We start from the raw sequence: 18,852 nt of genomic DNA on the forward strand, positions 1-18,852 counted from the left end.
CTTCCGGCCCGCCGCGTGCCGGTCTACTGTGGCTGCACGGGCGCCGACGGCGCGCCCCCGGGGAAAGGGCCGGATCGTGGCCGAACCGCTGACGCAGCCGACGGATCAGGACCCGCGCTCCTTCATCGAGGCGGTCGCGCACCCGACGCGACGCGCCGACGCGCTGGTCCTGCTGGACCTCATGGGCCGGACCACGGGTGAGCGTGCCGTCATGTGGGGTCCCTCGATGATCGGCTTCGGCCGGTACCACTACCGGTACGCGTCGGGGCGCGAGGGCGATGCCCTGTGCGTCGGGTTCTCGCCCCGCACCACGGCGCAGGCACTCTACGGCCTGCTCGCCGCACCCGGGGCGGAGGATCTGCTGCCACACCTCGGCAGGCATCGGCGGGGTGCCGGGTGCCTGTACGTCACCTCCCTGGCCGCCGTCGACCTCGCCGTCCTCGAGGACCTGGTGCGGCGGGGGCACGATTTCATGACGACGGAGAACTTCGCGTAGGCGCCGTACGCCGTCCTCCCTGCCCGGAATCCCTAGTACCCTGACCAGTAGTTCCCTGCCTCCAACCGGTAAGCAGCGCGGAGATCGCCCTCCCTGCTCGGGACGCCGAAAGGAACCACCAGTGAGCGCGAAGGATCCGCTGTCGACCCGCTTCATGCAGGCCACCGGCAAGCTCCGCATGTTCTTCGGTCCCGCGCAGCGCGGCAGCACCACGGGCCCGATCGTCTACCTCGACGACGACGCGCACCGCGCCCGACAGGAGGAGCTGCAGCAGTGGACGGTGGTGCGCAACCCGGATGGATCGACCTACCTCACCTCGAGACGGGAGCCCTGACGGACGGTGAGGGGCGCACTGCCCGTACTCGTCGGTAACCCAGGGACTTCTTGCGGCACGGGATCCCGCGGAATATGGCGGGCAGGTGGCACACTGTCCCTGTCAATGCCTTTTTCGCCCCGGACCAGTGCCAGGGTGCCCCACACACCGAGGTCTCAGATCCATGAGCACACAGTGCCCGCCTGCCCCCACAGCCGCGGACCAAGCCACACCGCACCGGACCGCGCTCCTCATGGTGCCCGACGTGCGCGATGCGCAGGGCAGGGACGCCCTCCTCCATCCGCTCCGGGCCGAGACGGACGCCCTGCTGGGGCAGCTCGAGGGGACCGTCGAGCGCCTCGCCCTCGCGCACCGTTCGATCACTCCTGACGCCGAGACGCAGAGGACGGACGACGAAGCCTTCGCGTGGGTCCAGCAGTCCATCGAGGACATCGCGGCGACCCTGCGGGGACTGGCTCCGCAACGGTCGAGGGAGCACGCGACCGGGGGACGGCTCCACGCCGTCGCCGACCACCCCTGAGGCGCACCGGGTGGTGGCGGACGCGGTCCCCGACGTCGATCGGGTAGCCGGAATCGGCGCCGGGCCCCTAGACCCTAGATGGACTGGCGGGCGCGGATACCGGCCCGGCCCATCGCGTCGGTGTAGGCCGCCTGGATCTCCTTCAGCCACAGCTCCTGGTTGGCGGGCGTTCCCTTGAACGCCCGCTCCCCGGGGGAGCGCACCTCGTAGATCTTGAAGCCGCGCTTGGCGATGGCCCGGTTCTCGAGCTTCATGAGCCGGCGGGCAGCCTTGTGCGCGTCCGCGCCGTGCGCCACGAGTGCCGACGCCCGGGGGACCTGCTGCAGGAAGGTGAGAAGGGGTTTCACGCCGTCGGCGATCTGGTCCATGGTCAGCGCCCGTTCCTTGCCCTCGGGCAGGTACCAGGGGTGGGCGTTCCACGGCATGAAGGCATCGGGCCTCAGGCCGACGGCGTCGTAGATCCCGGCCATGCGGACCGAGCTCGGATCGTCGTTCTCGAAAGAGACGAAGCCGGAGGGCAGGGATGCTCCGGGGTTCGAGAAGAGACTGACGATCTTGCAGCCGTCGACGTCATGGATCGGGTCGATGTAGGGGACCGCCGAACCCGGCTTCGACTCGGCCAGGGTGTCACACAGCCGGTTCACGTCCTCGATCTGCGGATCGTATCGTTGTTCCCACTGCTGCGCCCTGTACGTGGGGTCTGCCATACGCTGTACCAATTCCGCCTCCTCGCGGACGGCGCCAGAGGTGGCGCGAACGTGTCCGCACTTCCTACCCTACGCCAGTACCCGGCGGGCGTCCCGGCCACCGGCCGCCGCCGGGTACCCGACCTCGCCGGCGCGCCGGCGGCCACCGGGTCGTGCGGGGGAACTCAGGTCAGGGTTGCGGCGTACGGGTCCCAGTCCTCGGGCAGCGGTTCGGCGGCGGTCGCCGTGCTGGAGAGCGGGACGAACCCGCCGGTGGCGATGCTCTCCGCGATCGAGACCATGGCGTCGAGGACGTGGTAGGCCATCTCGCCCTGGGCGCGGTGCGGGCGCCCCTCGCGCAGGGCGCGTGCCATCTCGAGCACGCCGCTGCCGCGCGTCGCCGTTGCACCGACCGCCGGGATGACCTCCGGCTCGTCGCGTCCGCGGCGCGTGAGCACGAGCTCCCCGGTGAAGGTGTTCGGGTCGGGGAACGCGAGGGTCGCCTCCGTGCCGGTGACCTCGATGAAGCCGGTGCGCTGGAGCGGAGAATCGAAACTGAAGATGCTCTGCGAGGACTCGCCGCCCGCGAACTGGGCGATCGCGCTGACGTGGGAGGGCACCGTGACGTCGAAGACCTCTCCGGCCCTCGGCCCGGATCCGATGGTGCGTGTCCGCCTGGACGTCGACCCGAAGCCTCCCACCGTCGTGATCGCGCCGAAGGTCTGGACGAGGGCGGTCAGGTAGTAGGGACCCATGTCGAACAGCGGCCCGGCGCCCTCCTGGAAGAGGAAGGCGGGGTTCGGGTGCCACGATTCGGGGCCCGGGGACTGCATGAGGGTGAGCGCCGTCAACGGGACGCCGATGTCGCCGCGTGCCACGAGGCGCAGCGCGGTCTGCAGTCCCGCGCCGAGGAACGTGTCGGGGGCGCAGCCGAGGCGCATGCCGGCGGCGTCGGCGGTCTTCAGCAGGCCGATGCCGCTCTCGCGGTCCAGCGAGAAGGGCTTCTCGCTCCACACGTGCTTGCCTGCTTCGACGACGGCGGTTGCGACCTCGACATGCGCGGCGGGGATGGTCAGGTTGACGACGATCTCGACGTCGGGGTGGTCCAGTGCATCCTGCAGGCCGCCGGAGGCGGGGATGCCGAACTCGGCGGCTCGGGCCGCGGCCACCTCCTCCACCATGTCGGCCACGATGTGCACCCTCACGTCCGGGAAGGCCGTCAGGTTGGTCAGGTACTCCTTGCTGATGACCCCTGCGCCGATGACGGCGACACCGACGGGCCCTGTCCGCCGGGCGGAGGTGCTCATTTCCTTCCTCCGTCCAGGTACGCGAGGCTGCCGGCGACGGCGCTGAAGATGTCGCCGTCGAAATCGTCGAGTTCGACGACGGCGGCCTCCAGCCCGGGGGCGGCGTCGAGCACGTCCCAGACACGCATGCTGCCGGAACCGACGGCCACCTGCTCCTTGTCGTTCCTGGTGAGCGGGCCGTCCTTGATGTGGACGAACCGCACGCGGTCGCCGAGGCGGCGGAGCAGCTCCACGGGATCCTCGCCGCCCACGGCAGCCCAGTAGGTGTCCACCTCGAGGACCACCGCGGGGTCCAGGTACCCGGCGAGGACCTCCAGCGCGGAGGTGCCGCCGATCCGCTCTTCGAGCTCGAATTCGTGGTTGTGGTAGCCGACGGTGATGCCGTACTCGGCACCCTTCTTCGCGGCCTGGTTGAGCGCCTCGGCGGTGGCCCTGATGTCCTCGTCCGAGGTCCAGTGCGAGCGCTCCACGTGGGGGTCGATCACGGTGCCGATGCCGAGCGTGCGCGCGGCTTCGAAGATCTCGTCCTGGTCCGCCCGGAGGAGCGGCGCGTGGCCGGAGGGTGCGGCGAGCCCGCTCTGCGAGAGGGCGGCCGCGAGTTCGTCTGCGGTGGCCACGAAGTTGTAGGGCTCGACGGCGGTGTAGCCGAGTGCGGCGACGCGCTTGATGGTGCCGGGCAGGTCCTCCCCCAGTGCTGTCCGCAGGGTGTAGAGCTGAAGTGAATACTTCACGGGGATTCTCCTCGCTGGGAAAGGGGTGCTGAACCGGTTCAGGTCTGACCCGAACCTAGGTGATCCACCGGGGCCGGTCAAGCACTGCGTGGAGTTATCGTTTAGGCCATGGCCAAGGAAACCATCGCCGGCCTGGCGAAGAGACTGGGCATCTCGAAGGCGTCCGTCTCCTACGCGCTCAACGGCCAGCCCGGGGTCAGCGAACTCACCCGGCGCCGCGTCCTGGACCTCGCCGAGGAACTCGACTGGTACCCCAGCTCGTCCGCGCGCGCCCTCTCCCGGTCCCGCGCGGGCGCGGTCGGGGTGGTGCTGTCAGCCGATCCCCTGCTGATCGGTACGGAGCCCTACTTCATGGGGCTGCTTGCGGGCGTCGAGACGGCCCTCGCCGAAGGGGACATGGCCCTGATGCTGCGCATGGTGGGCAGGGATCCCGCCCAGGAGCGGACCACCTACGCACGCTGGGCGGGTGAACGGAAGGTCGACGGCGTCCTCGTGTTCGATCACCTGCACGAGGATCCGCGGCCCGCGCTGCTGGACCGGCTGGGCATGCCGTTCGTCCTGCACGGAGCACCGGGATCACCCGTGGCCCCCGGGTTCTCCGGGACGACGACGGACCACGCCGCCGACGCCAGCACCATCGTCGAGCACCTCCACGACCGCGGACACCGGCGGATCGCGCATGTCTCGGGCCCGCGCCGGTTCGTGCACGAGAAGGAGCGCATCCGGGGTGTTCGGGAGCGAGCGGCACGCCACGGCATCGAGGTGACCCAGGTGGAGGCGGACTACGCGCTCATGTCCGGGCATGACGCCGCGGCGACCCTCCTCGGCGCATCGGAGGCGGGTCCCGGTGAGGCACCGGTGACCGCCGTGGTGTTCGGCAACGACCTCATGGCGATGGGCGGCCTCCTCGCCCTCCGCGAGCTCGGGCTGCGCTGCCCCGACGACGTCGCGATCGTCAGCTGGGACGACTCCCTGCACTGCCGACTCGCCGCTCCCGCCGTGACGGCCCTGTCCCGCAACCCCGCCATGCAGGGGCGGGTGGCGGCGGAACTCCTGCTCGCCCTGCTCGACACCGGGCGCATCCAGACGAGGTCCATGCCTCACGGCGACCTCGTGGTGAGGTCCAGTACGGCCCCGGGCTGATCATCCCGGGCTGCGCTGCGCGCCGCTGTCACAGACCGCCCGCGAGCGGTGTCCGAAGTGTGTCCGAGGATTCCTGAGGAAGTGAGGCGTGATGAGCGGGACGATGCGCGTTGTGGTGGTCGGCGGAGGATACGCGGGGGTGATGGCGGCGAACCGGATCGCGGGAGGCACGAAGGCCGGGCCCCCGGTCGAGGTCACCCTGGTGGATCCGGGGGCACAGTTCACGGAGCGGATCCGGCTGCACCGCGTCGCCGCCGGCAGCCGCGACACGGCGGGCGTGCACTGGGCGGCGGTGCTGCACCCTCGGGTACGGCGCGTCGCCGCCCGGGCGCTCCGGATCGACGCCGATCGTCGGCTGGTCATGCTGCAGGGCCGCGACCCGATCGGTTTCGACCGGCTCGTGTACGCGGTGGGCAGCGGCGAACCGCCCACTCCCCTGCTGTCGGTGACCAATGCCGCGGCAGCAACCGCGACACGGCACGCCCTCACGACCTTGGCCCACGGCGCCACGGTGACGATCGCCGGTACCGGGCCCACCGGCGTCGAGCTGGCGTGCGTGCTCGCGGTCGCGCGGCCCGATCTGCTGATCACCCTCGTCGCGCCGTCGGGACTGACCCATCCCCTCACCGGCAAGGACGCGGTGGCCCGCCGCCTGCGCCACCTCGGCATCACCGTCGAACGCGGGAGCGTGGATACGGCCACAGGGTCGGTGACTCCGGCGGCGACGGCGGCGAGGGCGGCGGAGGCGACGACGGCGACGACGACGACGGCGACCGTGATGACGGCGGCGAGGGCGGCGGAGCCCACCGGCGCGCAGCCCCGCCCCGCCGCGGCGGCGACCATCTGGACGGCAGGCCTCGCCGTGCCGTCCCTCGCGGCGGACAGCCGGCTGCCCGTGGACAGCCGGGGCCGGCTCCTCGTGGACGCCACACTCACCGTTCCGGGACAGGGGCGTATCCTCGGTGCCGGTGACTCGGTGTCCGTCATCGGAGCGGCTGGGGACCACCTGCGCGCGTCCTGCGCAATCGCCCTGCCGATGGGCGCCCATGCCGCGGACAACGTCCTCGCCCGCCTGGCCGGCTCTGCCCCTGCGGCGATCGACATCGGCTACCTCGCGCAGTGTCTGGACCTCGGCGCGGGGCGGGGGCACGTGCAGTTGGTGCACCCCGATGACACCGCCCGCCGCTGGGCGCTCGCCGGGCGTCCCGGAGGATGGGGCAAGGAGAAGGTCTGCCGCCTGACGGTCGGTTGGCTGGCCGGGGAGGCGCGCAGGCCGGGGTCCTACACCTGGCCGGCCGGCCCCGCGGTGCCCGTAGGCTGAGGTCCATGGCCCCCTCGACGGAGCAGGACGAGCTGTTCACGGCGCACCGCCCGATGGTGTTCGCGATCGCCTACGAGATCCTCGGCACCCGGGCCGACGCCGACGACGTCGTCCAGGACAGCTACCTCCGCTGGGCGGGCGTCGATGCGACCGGGGTCCGGGACCCGCGGGCCTACCTCGCGACGATCGCCACCCGGACGGCGCTCAACGCGATCCGGACGGTCTCCCGCCGCCGCGAGTCCTACCCCGGGCCCTGGCTGCCCGAGCCCCTCGTGGCCGAGACCGACGACCCCGAGCATCGCCTGCTCCTGAGCGAGCAGCTCAGCTACGCCCTGTCGGTGGTGCTGCTGCAGGCCACCCCCGAGCAGCGTGCCGTGTTCATGCTCCACGACGTCTTCGGGCTGCCCTACCCTGCGGTTGCCGAGGCGCTCGGCAAGAGCCAGGCCGCCGTGCGGCAGATCGCCGTGCGGGCCCGGGCCCGGATCGGCGCCGCCGATCGTCCAGTGGCCGGCACGGGGGACGGCGCGGCAGCGCTCGAGGCCTTCCGGTCCGCCGTGGGCACCGGCGACCTCCAGGCCCTGATGGATGTACTGGCCCCCGACGCCGTCCTGCTCTCGGACGGGGGCGGCAGGGTGGTGGCGGCCCGCAAGCCGATCCTGGGGGCCTCGGCGATCGCGGGGTTCCTGCTGAAGATCGCGCGCACGCTGACGCCGGAGGCGCGCGTGGACATCGGCCCGCTCAATGGCGGCCAGGGGATCCTGGTCCGTGCGGGGGACCGACTGGAACTGACCGTGGCGGTGAGGGTGGACGGGCTGGGCAGGATCAGCGGGATCTACCTGGTGCGCAACCCGGACAAACTGGGCGGACCCGGGGTGTCAGGCCTCCCGCCGGGTGGTTCCCGCGGAGGGCACCTCACCGGCCCGGGGCAGTCGAGCGGGTGAGGTGAAGTGGAAGGCCCGCCGACTGAGGTGGTGGGTCGCGTGCCGTCGGGGAACGCGGTACGGCGTGACGGGCAGGTCCTGGCGTGCCCGGGAGAAGAACCACTGTTTGGCGATCTCGACGAGGGCCAGGTACACCAGCACCATGCCCGCGAGGGCGAGGAAGAACGGTGCAGGGAGCGGGTCGAAGCCCAGGACGGGACCCAGGGGCGACAGCGGCAGGGCGACCCCCGCGACGACGACGCCGAGGGATGCGACGGTCAGACCGATGGAGGGCCGGCTGCGCAGGAACGGGACCCTGCGCGTGCGGATCACGAAGATGATCAGGGTCTGGGTGGCGATCGATTCGATGAACCACCCGGCGCGGAACTCGCCGGGCACGGCGTCGAACGCGATGAGCATGAGGGCGAAGGTGGCGAAGTCGAAGATCGAACTGATCGGCCCGAAGAGGACCATGAAGCGGCGGATGAAGGCGATGTCCCAGTGGGCGGGGGCCTGGAGTTGTTCCCTGTCCACCCGGTCGCTGGGGATGGCCATCTGCCCGGTGTCGTACAGCAGGTTGTTGAGCAGGATCTGCCCCGGGAGCATGGGCAGGAAGCTCAGGACCACCGACGCCGTCGCGGCGCTGAACATGTTCCCGAAGTTGCTGGACGTCCCCATGAGGACGTACTTGATCGTGTTCGCGAAGATCCGCCGTCCTTCCCTGACGCCTTCGGCCAGGACGCCGAGGTCCTTGTCGAGCAGGATCACGTCCGCGGCTTCCTTGGCGACGTCCATGCCGGTGTCGACGGAGATCCCGATGTCGGCCCTGTGCAGGGCCAGGGCGTCGTTGACGCCGTCCCCCATGAACCCGACGGATCCCCCGCTCCGGCGGAGCGCGGTGATGATGCGCGCCTTGTGCTCGGGTGAGACCCGGGCGAAGATCGTCGCGTCCCGCGCAGCGGACGCCAGGGCCTCGTCGGAGAGCGCATCGACGTCGGCGCCGGTCAGTGTGCCGCTGGACACCACGCCGATCTCCGCGCAGACGGACTCCGCGACCCTGGCATTGTCCCCCGTGGCGATCTTCACCGTGATGCCCAGTGCTTCGAGCTGGTCCAGTGATTCCTTCACGTCGGCTTTGGGCCGGTCCAGGAAGACCAGGAGGCCGGCGAGGGTGAGGTCGAGTTCGTCGGCCTCGGTGAGGCTGCGCCGTCCCGGCATCCTCCGGGTGGCCACCGCCACCACGCGGGCTCCGGCGTCGAACTGTTCATCCAGGGCCGCCAGCATGGCGGGTGATGCAGGGCGGCAGAGGGCCAGGACGTCCTCCGGTGCGCCCTTGGTGATGAGCAGTTCCGTGCTTCCCGCCTCCTCGACGAGCACGGTCGTGCGTCGTCGCTGATGGTCGAAGCCGATGACTCCCAGGCGGAGGAAGCGCGTCAGGTCGAGCCGCGCGGCGTCCGGACTGGCCCAGAGCGCGGCATCCAGGGGATTCTGCCCCGCTGCGGAGAGCCTGGCCGTGGCGTAGTCAGCCTCCGTTGCCAGCAGCCCCAGGGTGAGCAGGTCGTCGCCGGTCATCGCGGGGTTCGCAGGGACGACGCCCGTGTAGGCGATCCTGCCATCGGTCAGGGTTCCGGTCTTGTCCGTGACCAGCACGTCCATGTCGCCCAGGTCCTCGATGCACACGAGGCGTTTCACCAGCACCTTCCGCCGGGCCAGTTGGCGCGTGCCCGTCGCCAGACTGGTGCTGACGACGGCCGGCAGCAGTTGCGGCGTGATGCCGACCGCGATGGCCAGCGAGAACAGCAGGGATTCCAGGACCGGGCGCTGCAGGAGCAGGTTGCCGACGAAGATGAGGGTGGTCAGTCCGAGGGCGACCTGCAGCAGCAGGAACGAGAACCGTTTGAGCCCGGTCTGGAACTCCGTCTGCGGCTGTCGTTCTCCGAGCCCTGACGCGATCCGGCCGAACTGGGTGCTGCTTCCGGTGGCCACGACCACGCCGGTCCCGTCACCGCCGTGGACGACAGTGCCCATGAACGCGCACGAGGCGAGCTCAGCCAGAGCCGTGCCCGGCACAGGCGCCGCATCCTTCAGGGCCGGCAGGGATTCCCCCGTGAGGATGCTCTCGTCGCAGAGCAGGTTCCCCGTTTCCAGCAGCCGGAGATCAGCGGGGACGATCGTGCCGAGGCCGAGCTGGACGACGTCGCCCACGACCACCGCCGTCACGTCCGTCGTCACCGTCCTGCCGTCGCGACGCACCAGGGCCTGGTGCGTGATCCGGGAGTGCAGGGATGCCGCCGCGCGTTCGGCCCGGAATTCGTTGAGGAAGCCGAGCCCGACACTCATCAGGAGGATCACCCCGATCACCAGCGCGTTCGTCGTGTCCCCCAGGACCATGGACACCGCCGCGGTGATCAGCAGGAGGATCAGGATGGGGCTGGCCCACTGCCGCCGCAGGACCAGCCAGCCGCTCACCCGGTGGGAGACGACGGCATTGGGGCCGAGCTCCGCAAGCCGCGCGGCCGCTTCCTGTTCCGACAGCCCTGCCGGACCCGAGCCCACCCGGTCCAGGACCTGCTCGACGCCGACGCCGGCCACGCTCACGATGGGTGGCGGCGCAAGGGCCCGCTGATCGTGGTCGAAGTGGGGCATGCCGGATCCGTCCGCTGGTGCGACTGCTCGAGCTGTCGGAACAGAGTACGACCACCGTCGACGAAAAGGGAGGAGCGGAATACCCTTCCGGGGTGAACAGCATCGCCCGGGCCGGCGGACCTCACACGCGGGAGAGCAGCTCGAGCACAGCATGCCCGCATCGGAGGGTGTCGAGGTCCACGCGGGACAGGGAGACCCCTTCCGTTCTCGACGGACCGTGCACAGGGGATCTGCGCATCCCACTGGATTCTGCTGTCCGCGGCTGGTGCTGGTGTGGTTTGCTGTCGTTAGATTCTTTAGCAATCACCGATGGTCATCAGAAGGTCTCACGCCCATGCATCCTGCCCAGGTCCCGGTTCGCGCTCTTCTCACGCCCCCGACAGCCCCCGGCCCTGGATCTGCATCATCCGGTGCGTCCGCCGTGATCGGCGACGGCCGCCGCGTGTGGGACATCGAGTCCTTGCTCCTCCGGGTCGGGCAGGGTGACGCACAGGCGCTCGAGGACCTGTACAGGCAGACCTCCCCCCGCGTGTACGGGCTTGCCCGGAAGGTGCTCCTCGATGCCGAGATGAGTTCGGAGACGACGCAGGACGTCTTCCTCGCCCTCTGGCAGGGCGCCGCCGCGCGCTTCGACCCCGGCCTGGGGAGCGCGATGTCGTGGATCATGACGGTCACGCACCGGCGCGCGGTGGACAAGGTCCGGTCCGAGGAATCCCACCGGACCAGGGACCTGAAATGGGGCATCACGAATCAGGACATCGCCTACGACCAGGTCGCGGACACGGTCCTGCAGCAGGCGGAGGCCGAGACGCTCCGGGCAGGCCTTCGGACCCTGTCCGCGGCTCAGCGCGAGGCGATCCACCTCGCCTACTACGCGGGTCTGACCTACCTCGAGGTCGCCGAGCACCTCGGCATCCCAGGGTCGACGGCCAAGACCCGGATCCGGGACGGGATCAAACGCCTCCGGACCTCCCTGCAGGACACTCAGGTCGTATAGTTCTCTGGAGGATTCCGCGTCTGCACCTCGACACAACCAGGGTTCCGGACCCGCCGACCGCTTCGTTCAAGGAATCAGCCCCATGCCCGACGAGAAGGACCTTGCCCGCGAGATCGACCGCGACCCGGTCACCGCGCTCCTGCAGGACATGGTCCTCGAAAGCGGCGACGTGAAGGACTTCCTCACGGGGCTGGCGACCATAGCCTCCGAGGCGTTCAGCGGCGCATACGGTGAGGTGTTCTGCGGCGTCACGCTCCTCCGCCCACGATCCATGATCACCGTGGCCAGCAGCAGCGACAGGGCCCGTGAGGTCGACGAGGTCCAGTACGGGTTCGACGACGGCCCCTGCCTCCGGGCTGCGCGTACCGGGGAGACCATCTACATCCGGGACTTCCTCACGGAACGGCGCTTCCCCGAGTACCGGAGGGCCATCGCGTCCCACGGCCTGCGGTCGGCCCTCGGCATTCCCATCCGTCTCGAGGACGGGGCGAGCGCCGGGCTGGATTTCTACTCCACCTCCCCGGATGCCTTTGACGCCAAGGGCATCACCGTGGCGGAGGGCCTCGCGCGCGACGCCTCACGGTCCCTTCGCTTGGCCGTCCGGATCGCGAAACTCAGCGAGGACACCCAGCACCTCAAAGCCGCCATGGCGAACCGCACCACCATCGACACGGCCATCGGGGCGATCATGGCCCAGAACAGGTGTACGCAGCAGGAGGCGTTCGCGATCCTCCGGCAGGCGTCCTCCACACGGAACGTGAAGCTCGCCGAGCTCGCCGCCGGCATCCTGGCCTCGGTGGGGCAGTCGGAACCTCTCACCACGCACTTCGACCACTGACGGAGGTCATCTGCAGCGGGCGCCGGCATCCCTGGTGCGCTAGCGCGCCTTCCGCTGGGGGAGTTCGCCGCTGTTGATGAGGTGGTCGGCGACGCCCCAGAGCTTCAGGTGCGTGCGCTGGCTGGCCATCGACAGCACGATGAACGCCTGGGCCCCGGTGATCTTGTGACGTTCCATGAGGATGCCCTTGGCCTGGCCGATGATGTCCCGGGAGTCCACCGCCGCACGCAGCTGCCGGCTCTTCTCGGCCTCGGCGAACGCCACCGAGGCATGGGAGGCCACCAGCAGACCGATGTTCTCCGACTCGTCGGTGAACGCGTCCGCCTCGTGCGAATAGAGATTCAGGGCCCCGAGGTCATCGCCCTCGACCCACAACTGGATCGACAGCATCCCCCGGGCGCCGGCCTCCGTGGCCCGCCGGGCGAAGAGCGGCCACCGCTCTTCGTGCGCCATGTCCGGCACCCGGACGGTCCGGTGCTCGTACGCCGCCTCCAGGCACGGACCCTCCCCGGTCTCCATCTGCAGCGCGTCGATGCGCTCGGGAAGCTCCCCGGACGGCGCCCGCGACCCCACGTTCTTCCGTCCCAGGACCACGCTGACGGACCCTTCGTCAGCACCCGGGATCAGTTCCAGGGCCGCGTGGACGAACCCGGCGAGGACCGCCTCCGAATCCGGTTCCTGCTGCAGCGACCGGGCCAGCTCCGCCAGCTCCGTGGCGAGATCACGCTCCCGGTCACTGCCACCGAAATGGGACGAGGGCATGCCCCTGTCGACCGCGGAATCCTCGCTCATCGTTCGTGCCTTCCAGCAGCCGGACCGCATCCACCACGGGTCATCTCCTGCTCGTTCGAAGCGTTCACCACTACAGATTGGCACATGTACCTGCATTCCACCGCTGCTGCCTCGAGCACCTCCCCCGGCCCGCCCCTCTCCGCCACCCGCATCGACTGCTTCCACACACACTTTCCTGACGGATGGGCTGGAAGTGCACGAGTTGATCCCCTGCCGGATCGGCTCTTGACTGGGAAGAGTCCTCGGGTCAAGCAGCCGGCACCGGGGGCGGCAGGGGTGCAGGGCTCACCGCCCTGCACTCCTGTTCAGGCCTCCCGTGGGCCGACCGGGCATATGCAAGTCACGGACCGTCGGGAAATACCCCTGCGGCAGACCGCCTCGATCATGCATCCTGAGACAATGAACGACGCGCCAGGGCTCGTGGCTCCTGCACAGCATCTCCCGGCAGTGACCGCCCCTGGGACGACGCTGCTCCCCGGGACGTCCGCCGGCCTCGGCGCCCTCGTCGGGGCGTTCGGTGCCATGGCCGAGGACATCGACCTCAACAGCGTCCTGGAGCGGGTCGTGTCGGCTGCCTGCGAACTGGTCGGTGCACGCTACGGGGCGCTGGGTGTGATCGGGCCGGACGGATTGCTCAGCGCCTTCATCACCGTCGGATCCGGGACCGACGAGACCGCTCCCCTGCCCCGGGGACAGGAGGATCCACGGAAGCCGGGGGTGAGAACCTTCGTCGACGTCCCCATCCGGATCCGGGACAGGGTCTTCGGGAACCTGTACCTCACCGAGAAGAACGACGGAGGCGGATTCACCGGCATCGACGAGAAACTCCTCGTCGCTCTGGCCGCCGCGGCCGCCATCGCCATCGCGAACTCCCGGCTGTTCGACGACTCGACGCGCCGGAGCCGGTGGCTCGAGGGAGGCCTCGAGGCCGTCCGCGGGATCCTCGAACAGACCGATCCGGCCCGAACCGACTCGGAGTCGGTCGCGCACTTCGCGCTGCGGGCATCGCACAGCGACGTCGTCCTCGTTCTCCGCGAGGTCGGCGACCAGCAGGGCCTCCACTGCGAGGCAGCTGCCGGAGCGGACGCCGGCTCCTATAACGGCGGCTCCGTGAACTATCCGGCACTGCTGGACGGTCTCACGGCAGCCTCTCCTCCGCTGCTGCTGACAGCCGCGGATATCGCGCTCCTGCTGCCCTGCTCCTCCCCGCTTGTCCCGTCCACGGCCCTGTGTGTCCGGTTGGCAGGGTCGGGAGAGCGGGAGTACCTCCTGTTCGGCCGCCGGGCAGGTGTCCCGTTCACCGACGTCGACCACGACATGGTGCGGACGTTCACGTCCCATGCGTCGTTGGCCCTGGAACTCCTGCGGGCGCATCGGTGGCGGGCGCAGGAAGCGGTGTTCGGCAACCGGGACAGGATTGCGCGCGATCTCCACGACCTCGTCATCCAGCGCCTGTTCGCGGCAGGGTTGAGCATCCAGGTCCTCCGCGGGCACCTCACGGATCGCAAAGCGCTCGAACGCATCGGCACTGTGACCACCGAACTCGATGCCACGATCAGGGAGATGCGCGACACCATCTACTCACTGCGGTCGGTCCCGCGGATCACCTCGACCTTCAGCGCCGGGATCTTCGCCCTCGTGGCGACCACGGTCGAAGGGCACCTCCCTCATCCCGTGCTGCACCTCTCCGGCCCCCTCGACGCTGCAGTCGACCCCGAACTGGCCGATCATGTGCAGGGAGTCCTCCGGGAGAGCCTGTCCCGCGCACTCCGTCACGCCGCAGCGCGCTCCATCATGATCACTCTGCAGGCACACCCCGATCGCCTCGAGATGGGAGTCACCGACGACGGGCGGGGACTCACGGACCCGTCGTCCTGGCCCGGCCTGGCCCGGATGCAACGCCAGGCCGAACTCTGCGACGCCACTCTGTCCATCTCGAGCACCCACGGCCAGGGGACACAGGTTCTGCTCGTCGCACCCCTCAGCACCCAGGAAGGCTGAGCGTCCCCGCCCCCTCCGGGGCGAGGGGAGGGACCACTCGGAACTTCCGAAGACGGTGAGGTAGTGTCGTTCTCGCCTCTAGAAGCGGGGCCCTTGAGTTCTTGGTACCTGAATGAGGCACTTCGTGAGTGATAGCAGCAGGTTGGACCCGGAGAAGATCTTCCCGGAGGATCTGACGTCGATCGATCGGGATGACCTGGACATCCTGAACAGCAGGAATCACCGGTCCAGGGATGCACAGTACATCCGGGACGGTGAGGTGGACCCGGAGACCGAAGGACAGCACCACGAGCTGCGGGAGGAACTCGACCGCCGCCAGCTGGTCCGCGACGCCCCGGCCCCCGAGGTCGACGCCGACAGCGAGGCGAAGGAGGCCTGATCCCGCCGGCGACGGTCGCGCCGGGACGGCACCCGACGGACCTCGCTCAGAGCGCTACGAGGGCATCGATGATGTCGCGGGTCTCCGTGCGGCTCGTGTAGTCGGCGTGCACGTCGATGAAGCGGATGGTGCCGGTCGCGTCGGCGACGATCACCGTGGGGAAGGGGATCCTCGGCGTCCGGTCCATGTTGGACCCTGCGACGTCCACCCCCAGGGCGATCCGCGCCAGCGTCGACTCGGGGCTCGGCGAGGCGACGATCCCGAGCCGGGAGGCGAGGGTGTTCCCCGCGTCGGAGTACAGCGGGAGGTACAGGCCCCTCTCCCGCGCCGTCTTGTGCGCGATCTCCGGGTCCTGCGGGCTGATCGCCATGAGCTGTGTCCCGAAGGATTCCGCGAGGGGGCCCAGTTCCCGCTGGTAGGTCTGCAGGGTGATTCTGCAGTAGGGGCACCAGCCGCCGCGGTAGAAGACGATGATCGCGGCAGCGGCCCCGAGGACCTCACGCAACTGCACCGGGCATCCCCCGTCCCCGTACAGGAGGGCATCGGGAAGCTGCTCGCCGACGCGGGCGATTCCTTCCGGGACCCCCGCGCGGCGGAGGTCCTCCTGCTCCAGTGCGAAGACCTCTGCGAGCGCCGGACCGATCTGCGCGTCGAACATCGTGTTGAACTCGTCGACCTGCGCAGCGATCGTGTCCGTGAATGCCTGTTTCTGATTCATCAGTTCCCCCTCGGCGCATCGGCGGCGGGTGCCTCGAACCCGTCGCTGCTCCAATTGTGGTGCAGGGCACACGTTTTCCCAAGACCGGCCGCCGTTACGCTGCGTCACAAACCCGTCGAGCACGCTGCGGAAGACCTGCCGGATTCCTGTGCCATCCCTCGGCGGAACCCGACCCCTGCCCTGCAGGTGCGGCAGGACAATGGGGTGGGACCCGCTGCCGCGCGGGGACCGACCACGCCCGGGCGAGCGCCCGGCGCCAAAGGCAAACCCGGCGCGAGCCGGGGACGCAAAGCCACGGGACCCTCGAGGTCAGCCGAGCCACCGAACCAGCGAGGTGCAGATCATGCTTCCCCTCCCCCCTCCCGCCGTCCCGACCACCGCCGGTGCAGTTCGCGCGGGCGCCGCGCGCCTCGCCGTCGTCGTCGCGACGCTGGCCGTCCTGATGGTCGGGATGACGCCGGCGAGCGCCCAGGCCGCACCCACGATCACGCTCAGCGCCACCTCCGGGACACCGGGCACCGCCGTCATCGTGACAGGGGCCGGTTTCCCGAAGAAGACCAGGGGGACCGTGGTCGCCGGGACCGCGAGCGCGCCGCTGACCACGACGGCGGCCGGCAGCGTCACGGTGTCGATCGTCCCGGCCGGGACCGGGCCGGTGAACATCACGGTGACGGTCGGCGCCGCCTCCGCGACCGCCCGCTACACCGTTGCGGACCCGACACCCGCCCCGGGCACGCCGAAGGGCATCCGGTTCGGCGTCGGCACCGACGGCGGGCCCGCGGCCGGCGGCGAGCTCGACGAGGTCAGCGCGCTCGCCGGCGAGGCGCCCTCGCTCGTGCTGTCCTACAAGGACTTCGACCAGCCCGCGCCCATCGCCGAGCTGGACGCCGTGCGCGCCCGCGGCGCCGAGACGCTCCTGACCTGGGAGCCGTGGACGTGGGGTGGCGGGACCGAGCAGCCCGCCTACTCCCTCGACCGCATCGCCGCCGGCGAGTACGACGCCTACCTCCGTGACTGGGGCACCGCCCTGGGCCGCTGGGGGCAGCCCGTCTACCTGCGTTTCGCGCACGAGATGAACGGCGACTGGTACCCGTGGGCCACGGGCGTCAACGGCAACGCGGCGGGCGACTACATCGCCGCGTACCGGCACGTGCACGACGTCGTCGCCTCGACCGGCGCGACCAACGTCAGCTGGGTGTGGAACCCCAACGTCCCCTACTGGGGCTCCACACCCCTGGACGAGCTGTACCCCGGTACCGGTTACGTCGACGTCGTCGCGCTGGACGGCTACAACTGGGGAACGTCGCAGTCGTGGAGCTCCTGGCAGGATCCCGAGGCGCTGTTCGGCGACGGCATGGCGCAGCTCAGGCAGCTCGCGCCCGGGACGCCGATCATGATCGCCGAGACGGCGTCGTCCGAGCTCGGCGGCTCCAAGCCCCAATGGATCTCCAGCCTGTTCCGGTACGTCTCCGCACAGCAGGACGTCGTCGCGGTCGTCTGGTTCCATATCGCCAAGGAGACCGACTGGCGCATCAACAGCACCACCGCGTCCGCCGACGCCTTCGCCGCAGCCCTCGCCGCGCGGCGCTGACCGTCACCGACCCGGCGGGCCGAGGGACTCGGGCCGGCGGCGTCACCCCCTCGACGGCAGCGGCTGGCAGCGCGGGCACCACCAGGTGCGACGGCGGCCCGGGTCGTTCGGCACCTCCGCCCGAAGGCGCACGGCGGCGCCGCACCGGAGGCAGGGCCTGCCCGCACGGCCGGCCACCCAGTGCTTCTCCCCACGGCGGGTGTTCCCCGTGGTGACCTGGAGCGCGCCCGGCTGCGTCGCCGAGAACCGCAGGCACCGGGCGCCGAGGGCCACCAGCGCTGGGACGTCGACGTCGGCGACGGCCGTGTCGGGGTGGATGCCGCGCAGGAAGCAGAGCTCGTTCGCCCACAGGTTCCCGAACCCGGCGACGTTCCGCTGATCGAGCAGGGCCGCCGCCACCCGTTGCCCCGGGTCGCGGCGCAGCCTGCGCACGGCCTCGTCCGCCGACCAGTCGCCGCGCAGCGGGTCCGGGCCGAGGTGGCCGACGGCCTCGCCCTCCGCCCGGGTGGGCAGCAGGTCGACGACGGGCAGGTCCAGTCCGTACGCCGTCGGGCCGTCCCGCACCGCCAGGATGACCCGCGCATCCGGCAGGAGCGTCCGCGGCAGCGACTTCCCCGGGGCCGTGACCGTCCACGATCCCTGCATCAGCAGGTGGGTGTGGAGGGTCAGTCCGCCGTCGAACCGGGTCAGCAGGTGCTTGCCGTGGGTGACGTGCTCCGTGATCCGCAGGCCGTCGAGCGGCGTCGTGGCGTGGGCGGGAACCCGGAGGTCGCCGCGACGGAGCGTGCGTCCGTCGAGGGATCTCCTCAGGCGGACCGCGAGCCGGAAGACGCTGTCCCCCTCGGGCATCGGGCCTCCCTGTCCTGTTGCTGACGGCGCCACCCTAGCGCCCGGCACCGACGCTTCGGCACGGCATGGGCCGCACCACGTGACCCCTTACAGCATGGCGCCGGTGGAGACCACTCTCGCCGCGGTCGGCGTCGTGGTCTAGATTCGGAGGGAACGCAGTCCGACGAAGGGAGAGCACCATGAAGAACAAGCTTGTTTTCGCCGCCGGCATGGCGGCCGGCTACGTCCTCGGGACGCGCGCCGGCCGGGAGAGCTACGAGCAGCTCAGGACCAAGGCTCAGGAGCTGTGGAACAGCCCGAAGGTCCAGGACAAGGTCTCGTCGACCACCGGCACCATCAAGAGCAAGGCCCCCGAGGTGCAGGAATCCCTGAAGGGTGTGCTGAAGAAGGGCGCCTCCGGCCCGGCCGGGGGCGGCACGCCGACGCCCGCCACGGGCACCACGCCCACGACGGGCACGGGGACCACGGGACCCAGCGGGGGCAACCCCCGCGACATCGAGGACACGCCGTTCCAGGCCCAGGACGGCGAGACCCGCCCCGACCTCGGGAAGGATCTCGGGAAGTAACCGTTCCGGCAGGAGGC

19 protein-coding genes and 1 riboswitch are annotated in these 18,852 nt (G+C 70.4%); of the genes, 12 read left to right on the forward strand and 7 right to left on the reverse strand.

All coding sequences use genetic code 11. The features are described from left to right. Positions 1-76 precede the first annotated feature (76 nt). The 3 genes from ACX80P_RS10565 (at position 77) to ACX80P_RS10575 (ending at position 1,350) form a co-directional block, all read left to right on the forward strand. Entirely contained in the window at positions 77-496 is a 420-nt protein-coding gene (locus ACX80P_RS10565; RefSeq protein ID WP_459278024.1) for a DUF1801 domain-containing protein, read from the forward strand. A gap of 121 nt (positions 497-617) precedes the next feature. After that, positions 618-830, forward strand: coding sequence for a hypothetical protein (locus tag ACX80P_RS10570; RefSeq protein WP_459278025.1), 213 nt, complete (start codon positions 618-620; stop codon positions 828-830). A gap of 163 nt (positions 831-993) precedes the next feature. Then, complete coding sequence (locus ACX80P_RS10575; RefSeq protein ID WP_459278026.1) at positions 994-1,350, forward strand: hypothetical protein; 357 nt, start codon at positions 994-996, stop codon at positions 1,348-1,350. 74 nt (positions 1,351-1,424) lie between these two features. Here the strand turns inward: ACX80P_RS10575 and ACX80P_RS10580 are convergent, their stop codons facing one another. The 3 genes from ACX80P_RS10580 to ACX80P_RS10590 all read right to left on the reverse strand — a co-directional run bounded on the left by ACX80P_RS10580 (position 1,425) and on the right by ACX80P_RS10590 (position 4,074). After that, entirely contained in the window at positions 1,425-2,057 is a 633-nt protein-coding gene (locus ACX80P_RS10580) for a uracil-DNA glycosylase family protein (RefSeq protein WP_459278027.1), read from the reverse strand. A gap of 164 nt (positions 2,058-2,221) precedes the next feature. Next, positions 2,222-3,343 (reverse strand): Gfo/Idh/MocA family protein, encoded by a 1,122-nt coding sequence (locus ACX80P_RS10585; RefSeq protein ID WP_459278028.1) that lies wholly within the window; start codon positions 3,341-3,343, stop codon positions 2,222-2,224. Then, positions 3,340-4,074, reverse strand: a complete 735-nt coding sequence (locus ACX80P_RS10590; RefSeq protein ID WP_459278029.1) for a sugar phosphate isomerase/epimerase family protein — start codon at positions 4,072-4,074, stop codon at positions 3,340-3,342. The genes ACX80P_RS10585 and ACX80P_RS10590 overlap by 4 nt, the downstream gene beginning before the upstream one ends. Positions 4,075-4,182: 108 nt before the next feature. On the opposite strand from ACX80P_RS10590, the gene ACX80P_RS10595 reads away from it, so the two are divergent. The 3 genes from ACX80P_RS10595 to sigJ all read left to right on the forward strand — a co-directional run bounded on the left by ACX80P_RS10595 (position 4,183) and on the right by sigJ (position 7,479). Next, on the forward strand, positions 4,183-5,217 hold the full coding sequence (locus ACX80P_RS10595) for a LacI family DNA-binding transcriptional regulator (protein ID WP_459278030.1): 1,035 nt from the start codon (positions 4,183-4,185) through the stop codon (positions 5,215-5,217). 91 nt (positions 5,218-5,308) lie between these two features. Further along, the gene (locus ACX80P_RS10600; RefSeq protein ID WP_459278204.1) at positions 5,309-6,538 is read left to right on the forward strand and encodes an FAD-dependent oxidoreductase; all 1,230 of its coding nucleotides are present in this window, start codon (positions 5,309-5,311) and stop codon (positions 6,536-6,538) included. A gap of 5 nt (positions 6,539-6,543) precedes the next feature. Further along, the gene (gene sigJ / locus ACX80P_RS10605; RefSeq protein WP_459278031.1) at positions 6,544-7,479 is read left to right on the forward strand and encodes an RNA polymerase sigma factor SigJ; all 936 of its coding nucleotides are present in this window, start codon (positions 6,544-6,546) and stop codon (positions 7,477-7,479) included. Here the strand turns inward: sigJ and mgtA are convergent. Then, a complete protein-coding gene (gene mgtA, locus ACX80P_RS10610; protein WP_459278032.1) occupies positions 7,414-10,104 on the reverse strand; it encodes a magnesium-translocating P-type ATPase in 2,691 nt (896 codons plus the stop codon). The genes sigJ and mgtA overlap by 66 nt on opposite strands. A 421-nt stretch (positions 10,105-10,525) precedes the next feature. Between mgtA and ACX80P_RS10615 the strand changes: the two genes are divergently transcribed. After that, positions 10,526-11,101, forward strand: a complete 576-nt coding sequence (locus ACX80P_RS10615; RefSeq protein WP_459278033.1) for a sigma-70 family RNA polymerase sigma factor — start codon at positions 10,526-10,528, stop codon at positions 11,099-11,101. Between the two features lie 82 nt (positions 11,102-11,183). Next, positions 11,184-11,939 carry an ANTAR domain-containing protein gene (locus ACX80P_RS10620; RefSeq protein ID WP_459278034.1) on the forward strand — a complete coding sequence of 252 codons (756 nt, stop codon included), beginning with the start codon at positions 11,184-11,186 and terminating at the stop codon, positions 11,937-11,939. Between the two features lie 39 nt (positions 11,940-11,978). Here ACX80P_RS10620 and ACX80P_RS10625 read toward each other — a convergent pair whose 3' ends face one another. Further along, positions 11,979-12,731 (reverse strand): GAF and ANTAR domain-containing protein, encoded by a 753-nt coding sequence (locus ACX80P_RS10625; RefSeq protein ID WP_459278035.1) that lies wholly within the window; start codon positions 12,729-12,731, stop codon positions 11,979-11,981. Positions 12,732-13,130: 399 nt separating this feature from the next. On the opposite strand from ACX80P_RS10625, the gene ACX80P_RS10630 reads away from it, so the two are divergent. Further along, positions 13,131-14,732 carry a sensor histidine kinase gene (locus ACX80P_RS10630; RefSeq protein WP_459278036.1) on the forward strand — a complete coding sequence of 534 codons (1,602 nt, stop codon included), beginning with the start codon at positions 13,131-13,133 and terminating at the stop codon, positions 14,730-14,732. Positions 14,733-14,856: 124 nt separating this feature from the next. Then, on the forward strand, positions 14,857-15,111 hold the full coding sequence (locus tag ACX80P_RS10635) for a hypothetical protein (protein ID WP_459278037.1): 255 nt from the start codon (positions 14,857-14,859) through the stop codon (positions 15,109-15,111). Positions 15,112-15,157: 46 nt separating this feature from the next. Here ACX80P_RS10635 and ACX80P_RS10640 read toward each other — a convergent pair whose 3' ends face one another. Then, positions 15,158-15,829 (reverse strand): peroxiredoxin-like family protein, encoded by a 672-nt coding sequence (locus ACX80P_RS10640; RefSeq protein WP_459278038.1) that lies wholly within the window; start codon positions 15,827-15,829, stop codon positions 15,158-15,160. Between the two features lie 251 nt (positions 15,830-16,080). Further along, positions 16,081-16,155: riboswitch (cyclic di-GMP riboswitch) on the forward strand. Between the two features lie 17 nt (positions 16,156-16,172). Here ACX80P_RS10640 and ACX80P_RS10645 point away from each other — a divergent pair. Continuing rightward, positions 16,173-17,420, forward strand: a complete 1,248-nt coding sequence (locus ACX80P_RS10645; protein ID WP_459278039.1) for a glycosyl hydrolase — start codon at positions 16,173-16,175, stop codon at positions 17,418-17,420. Positions 17,421-17,462: 42 nt separating this feature from the next. Here ACX80P_RS10645 and ACX80P_RS10650 read toward each other — a convergent pair whose 3' ends face one another. Then, positions 17,463-18,269 (reverse strand): DNA-formamidopyrimidine glycosylase family protein, encoded by an 807-nt coding sequence (locus ACX80P_RS10650; protein ID WP_459278040.1) that lies wholly within the window; start codon positions 18,267-18,269, stop codon positions 17,463-17,465. A 179-nt stretch (positions 18,270-18,448) separates the two neighbouring features. Between ACX80P_RS10650 and ACX80P_RS10655 the strand changes: the two genes are divergently transcribed. Further along, on the forward strand, positions 18,449-18,835 hold the full coding sequence (locus ACX80P_RS10655; RefSeq protein ID WP_459278041.1) for a YtxH domain-containing protein: 387 nt from the start codon (positions 18,449-18,451) through the stop codon (positions 18,833-18,835). Positions 18,836-18,852: the final 17 nt, after the last annotated feature.

Source organism: Arthrobacter arabinosi (assembly GCF_054511115.1).